The organism is Candidatus Cardinium sp. cByotN1 (genome assembly GCF_022810525.1).
In the GTDB taxonomy this organism is placed as follows: Bacteria; Bacteroidota; Bacteroidia; order Cytophagales; family Amoebophilaceae; genus Cardinium.
The window spans coordinates 1-5,926 of record NZ_JAACGG010000164.1 but is presented as its reverse complement, the minus strand read 5'-3'; the positions used below and the strand labels follow the sequence as shown (position 1 = coordinate 5,926).

Here is a 5,926-nt window from a genome sequence, read left to right as displayed (position 1 = left end):
TTTCCGCTCATCCAATGGCTTATGCTAGGAAAAATCGCGCCTTTTTTTTCATCAGCACTTGTTTTTTTGGCTACTTTTTGATCAAGCAAAAAGTAGTTTTAAAAAATTCATTTTTTACCAGTGTCAGGAACAGATACTTTTTTGTTTATCCCTGTCGTAGAGCTGAATCGCAACACAGTGAGATCTTTTTCTTGTTTTTTGTAGCCTTACCAAGATACTAAATGTATAATTTACTTGCAAAAACTTGCATTACATATAAAAAATAGCTAAAATTGCATTTCCTTATACTGGTTAGAGTATTAGTGATAGCGATGTATCAATTTGTGTTATGCTACTTCGCGTTTATCCGTTTATAGTCCTGAGGCTGCTATAAACAATTTAGACCTTCCTTTAACCTTTGTAAGCTTAAACTAATAACTAAACTAAACTAATAAATAATTAAAACCATGAACCTATTTCGTTTAATACACAGTGCAGGATGGCGTATTTCTAGTTATGGTAGATTACTGCTATGGAATCTACTTTTTTGTTTTGTCTATACTTCATGTAGCATGCATGGGAAAAATGGTATTACAGGAGATGCTGTTATTTCTAAATGTGATAAGCCAAAACTATCTCTAAGTAACACCACAAAAAATTTTTTCAAGAAGCAAATCAAATCTAGACTAGCCAACGTACCCAAAAGAGTTGAGTATGTATTCATGAATGATTTCGCAAAGCTTTCTTCTAAACTAGACACTTATTGCAGGCTAAATGTAAATGATTCTATAGAGCTAATCAAGAAGGTGCAAGCAAGTATCCTAAAAAAATCTTTAATGCTCTGTAACAGTCATGCAAAAGATAAAACAGGTTCAAATGTACTTCATTTGATAGAAAAATTTAGTTTGAATAGGGATGGTAGCTTGTATGAAAGCAAAAATAATTTTATACGAAAGGTTGCCAGCCAACTAATCGACCGTGATCCATCCCTAGTAAATCAAGAGAATCATGAAGGCGAAACACCACTGCATTTAGCAACATTAGATGGTGATTTAGAGTGGTTTAATTTTTTGCTTCCGTTTACTGATCTTTATCAAAAAGATAGCTATCAACCTGTTTTATTGTCGTTTGCACTAAAAGTGTATGAGCAAACGTCAGATTCTGAAACTAAGCGTAGCATAAATAAAATGATCTACTCTTTATACCAACGTTATAGTAGTCATCTTAGTAGCATTAAAAATGATCTTGAACGTGCCATAAAACAGACAATTTTAGAGGTAAATCATGTAAAAATGAAGAGCATGTTTTTAGGTCAAACCTACTGGTATGCTACATACTTGCTGCCTACACTGGAAACGTATTGTAAACTAGACTTAGAATTAGACTCTAAGGCTAAAGATACAATAGAATCAATTATAAAAGATTCATTGCATAATGATTTAGCAGAAAACTCTTTTACGGAAAAGAATCCTGAAAATATTGACTATGTCCTAAAGCGTATAGTCTCATTATTGAATAACAATAATTTTCCTGAAAGAAAAAAGCAATTCTTAGCAGATGTTTATAACATGATATCACATAAATATGTTAAGCATAATGAAAGTAAACTAATCTAATCTAATCAAAGTAAATTGTTGCCGGCATTATGCTCTTCGATAAAGGCATTTGGTGCTTTAGTAAAAATGTAGTCTTTGAAATAGCTGTTTCCCAGTGGAGTAGAAAATCATTTTGTGTGAAGCCCACGAAGAGGGCTGAATTATGATTTTTCCATTGGGCAGCAGCTATTTTCATTATTTTTACTGCGTGCTAAATTTTTTGTATCCATTCACTACTGTGGCGCAGTGCAACAGAGAAACGCCCCTTGTAAAATAGTTGTGCTCAGCAAGTGCCTGTTATAACTGAAATAGAAAAATAGTTGAAAAGGAAGCCCGAAAGGCTAATGCCTTTATTAAGGATCATAATCCAAGCCCATACTACAAACCATAATCTAAAGCCTATCACTGGCCCCGATGCTAACCATCCATATCCCTCTCTTTGAACCAGTCCCTTACAATACATTCCCTTTAATCCCCATCCCATTCTACCCTTACCTTAGCTCATTAAAAAAATTATCCTTATAAATTTGTAATTTTAAGTAAAATAAGATAAAACTTTAACCTATGCCTACAGACGCCATAAAGCTCCAGCCTAAACTTAAATTAGCCATACAGCAAGCATTTTTAACCATCTATAACCTGTCTGTATCAGAAGAAGCCTGTGGCCTACAGCTTACCAGAAAAGAATTCCAAGGTACTTTTTCATTGCCTGTGTTTCCTTTCTGTAAAAAATGTAACGCAAAACCGACCGAATTAGCCGAACAAATAGGCCAATGGCTTCAAACCCACACCAATCTAATAGCCAGTTATAACGTTATAGGCGGTTTTTTAAACCTTGTGATTCATGATGCCATTTGGATGGCTATTTTAAAAGCCATTGCAGCAGACGCAACCTATGGTTGCTTGCCCAAACAAATGGGCCATGTAGTCGTAGAATTCTCATGCCCCAATACCAACAAACCCCAACACCTGGGCCATTTGCGGAATAACTTTTTAGGCAGCTCTTTGGCCGCTATCTTAGATGCTGCTGGATATACCATTCATAGAGTGAACCTGATTAATGATCGAGGTATTCATATTTGTAAATCCATGGTGGCCTACCAACAATTTGGCAGTGATGAAACGCCCGCAACCACCGGTATAAAAGGAGACCATTTAGTCGGCAAATATTATGTAAAATTTGATCAAGTATATAAAGCAGAACGGGCCCTTATGGAAAAAAACGGGCAGGATACAGGCGTGCCACCTATTTTGCAAGAAGCGCAAAAAATGCTAGTGAAGTGGGAAAAAGGCGACCCTTCGGTTATGGCTTTATGGAAAAAAATGAATGGATGGGTTTACGATGGATTTAATGTCACCTATAGCCGATTAGGTATCACTTTTGATAAAGTCTATTATGAATCTGAGGCCTATCTGCTTGGCAAAACCATTGTAGAAGAGGGATTACAGAAAAATATATGCTACAAAAGAGCTGATGGCGCCATTGCAGTGGATTTATCCAAACAAGGTTTAGGCGAAAAAGTCCTATTACGTAGCGATGGCACAGCTGTTTACATTACACAAGATCTAGGTATAGCCGATTGGCGTTATGCAGATTATAAATTTGATCGAATGATTTATGTGGTCGGTAATGAGCAAGCCTATCATTTTAAAGTTTTGTTTGCCATTATGGCCCAGTTGGGTAGACCCTATGCAGCAGCTATGCACCACTTCCCTTATGGCATGGTTGATCTTCCCGATGGTAAAATGAAGTCCAGAGAAGGTAATGTAGTAGATGCCGACAATCTAATGGAAGAAATGGTTCATACAGTCAGAAACTATATGGGAACCAATCATAAAACTGAAGGACTATCTCAGGAAGCACTACAAAAATTGCACCATACCTTAGCAATGGGGGCTTTAAAGTTTTTCTTACTACGGGTAGCACCTCAAAAAAGGATGTTGTTTAATCCTAATGAATCTATTGATTTTCAAGGTGATACTGGAACTTTTATTCAATATACCCATGCTAGAATCTGTTCACTAGTCGGCAAAGCTCAAACGATTCCAAAAAATCTATTAGATGCGTTGCCGAGCGTATCACTTAGTCAACTAGAGCAGACGCTTATCTTTCAACTCTATAGATTGCCAGATGTAATAGAAGAAGCAGCCACCACTTATATGCCTTCTGTAATAGCCCAGTATGCCTTAGAATTGGCTAAAACCTATAACAAGTTTTATGGTAATTATCCCATATTACGCGAATCGGATCTAAATAGTAGAGCAGTCAGGCTATTGCTTTCTGTTTGTGTGGGTAATGTCTTAAAAAAAAGTATGGCATTATTAACCATTGAACTTCCAGAGCAGATGTAGGCTCAGTAGGTGTATCTGTTCAAGCAATGGCGTTAACTTAATTTCTATATTTTATTGATTTTCAAAATTTGGGTCTGCCTTGCCATAAGGTTGAGTTAGATACCAGTAGGTTATTTGTAATACGTAGCTTAATTATGTAATCATGAAAGAATGTCCTATTCCTTATGCGCGAACCATTTATACCGATTTATCGGTTGAGCAATTGATTCAACAAGCCGTAGCGCGTGGAGAGGGCGTGCTAGCCGCTAATGGTGCTTTATCTGTGCAAACGGGTAGCCGTACAGGACGTTCACCAAAAGATAGATTTATTGTTAAAACAGCTGATATAGCTGATGAAGTAGCGTGGGGTAAGGTCAATCAACCTATTGAAGAAAACGTATTCGAATCTTTATGGCAACGTGCCCAAGACTACTTAGCAACCATTGATATTTTTATTGCCCATTTACAAGTTGGGGCAGACGCTCAATATTATTTACCTGTTACTATCATCAGTGAATATGCTTGGCATAATCTATTTGCTTATCAGTTATTTATTCGTCCAGCAGATTTTCATGGTCAGGATGTGCGACCTACCTGGACTATCCTTGCCGTTCCTGGATTATTAACCAAGGGCATCGATGATGGCGTACATAGCGATGCGGCTTTAGTCATTCATTTAACCGAGCGCAAGGTATTGTTATGTGGCCATCAATATGCAGGTGAGATCAAAAAAGCCATGTTTTCAGTCTTAAGTTATTGGTTACCTAAAGCAGACGTGCTCCCTATGCATTGTTCAGCTAATGTAGGTAAATCGGGTGATGTGGCTTTGTTTTTTGGGTTATCGGGTACGGGTAAGACTACGCTATCGGCAGATCCCGAACGTTATTTAATGGGTGATGATGAACATGGATGGAGTGCGCACGGTCTATTTAATTTTGAAGGAGGCTGCTATGCCAAATGCATTAATTTATCACCAGTGCATGAGCCAGTTATCTGGCATGCCATTCGCTATGGCGCTATTATGGAAAACGTAATACTAGATCCAAAGACTTTAGAACCAGATTATGCCGATAGTAGTTTGACGCAAAATAGCCGTGTAGCCTATCCAATTGATTACGTTGAGCAACGTATACCCAGACAACATGTTGACCGTGCCCCTGCATCTATTATATTCCTGACCTGTGATCTCTATGGCGTTCTTCCTGCAGTAGCCCGTTTAACAGAAGCGCAAGCTGCCTATTATTTTTTAAGTGGTTATACCGCATTGGTAGGCAGTACAGAAATAGGTCAAGCAGCATCTATTCAAACAACTTTTAGTACCTGTTTTGGTGCGCCTTTTTTCCCCAGACCCGCTTCAGTATATGTAGCGCTTTTTAGCAAACGTTTATCCACTAGTGGTGCGCACGTCTATTTAGTCAATACTGGGTGGACAGGTGGAAGCTATGGACAAGGCTACCGATTTCCTATTTCAGTAACACGTACAATCATTGATGCCATTTTAAATGGTCAGCTTAAAATAGCTGAATACAGCCAGTTACCTGGCTTTAATTTGGCTATTCCTAAGGCCTTACCAGGCCTGGATGCTACCTTGTTGGACCCTAGAAAAACTTGGGGCAATCTAATGGAATACCATGCAAAGGCCAAAGCGTTGATTGCGCTCTTTTTAGAAAATGCCAAACGATTTACAATGAGTCCTTCTCTTCAAGCCGCTGCGCCTGTATTAGATGGTTGGTAAGCAATAGCTGCTTACTAAAAGTGCCCAATTTCTTGTAGGCGTTTGTAATATTTATAATGTATCAAATAAATGGCAGCCAATTTTGGCACAGAGCTTGATTTTATGCTTACTTTTTTAATTATACAAAAGCATGCATTCAAGGCTATGGCTGTTCAGGTTTTAAAAAAAGTCTAATGATCAATTGCTTGATGAATCATCAAAGTTAGCGATTAAAATAAGATCTAATATCGTATCTGTTCCTGACACTGGTAAAAAATGAGTTTTTCAAAGCTACTTTTTGCTTGAT

At 37.7% G+C, this 5,926-nt stretch carries 3 protein-coding genes; all 3 read left to right on the top strand.

Going from position 1 to position 5,926, the window contains the following annotated elements; all coding sequences use genetic code 11:
• Positions 1–446: 446 nt before the first annotated feature.
• Positions 447–1,595: an ankyrin repeat domain-containing protein gene (locus MUW73_RS04190; RefSeq protein ID WP_243018280.1), complete on the top strand. Its 1,149-nt coding sequence runs from the start codon at positions 447–449 to the stop codon at positions 1,593–1,595.
• Positions 1,596–2,138: 543 nt separating this feature from the next.
• On the top strand, positions 2,139–3,926 hold the full coding sequence (gene argS, locus MUW73_RS04185) for an arginine--tRNA ligase (RefSeq protein ID WP_243018281.1): 1,788 nt from the start codon (positions 2,139–2,141) through the stop codon (positions 3,924–3,926).
• Between the two features lie 142 nt (positions 3,927–4,068).
• Positions 4,069–5,640: a phosphoenolpyruvate carboxykinase (ATP) gene (pckA, locus tag MUW73_RS04180; RefSeq protein WP_243018282.1), complete on the top strand. Its 1,572-nt coding sequence runs from the start codon at positions 4,069–4,071 to the stop codon at positions 5,638–5,640.
• Positions 5,641–5,926 lie beyond the last annotated feature (286 nt).

Coding starts and splice junctions, on each gene's coding strand:
- MUW73_RS04190 (WP_243018280.1), top strand. CDS start 447: ATGAACCTATTTCGTTTAATACACAGTGCAGGATGGCGTATTTCTAGT.
- argS (WP_243018281.1), top strand. CDS start 2,139: ATGCCTACAGACGCCATAAAGCTCCAGCCTAAACTTAAATTAGCCATA.
- pckA (WP_243018282.1), top strand. CDS start 4,069: ATGAAAGAATGTCCTATTCCTTATGCGCGAACCATTTATACCGATTTA.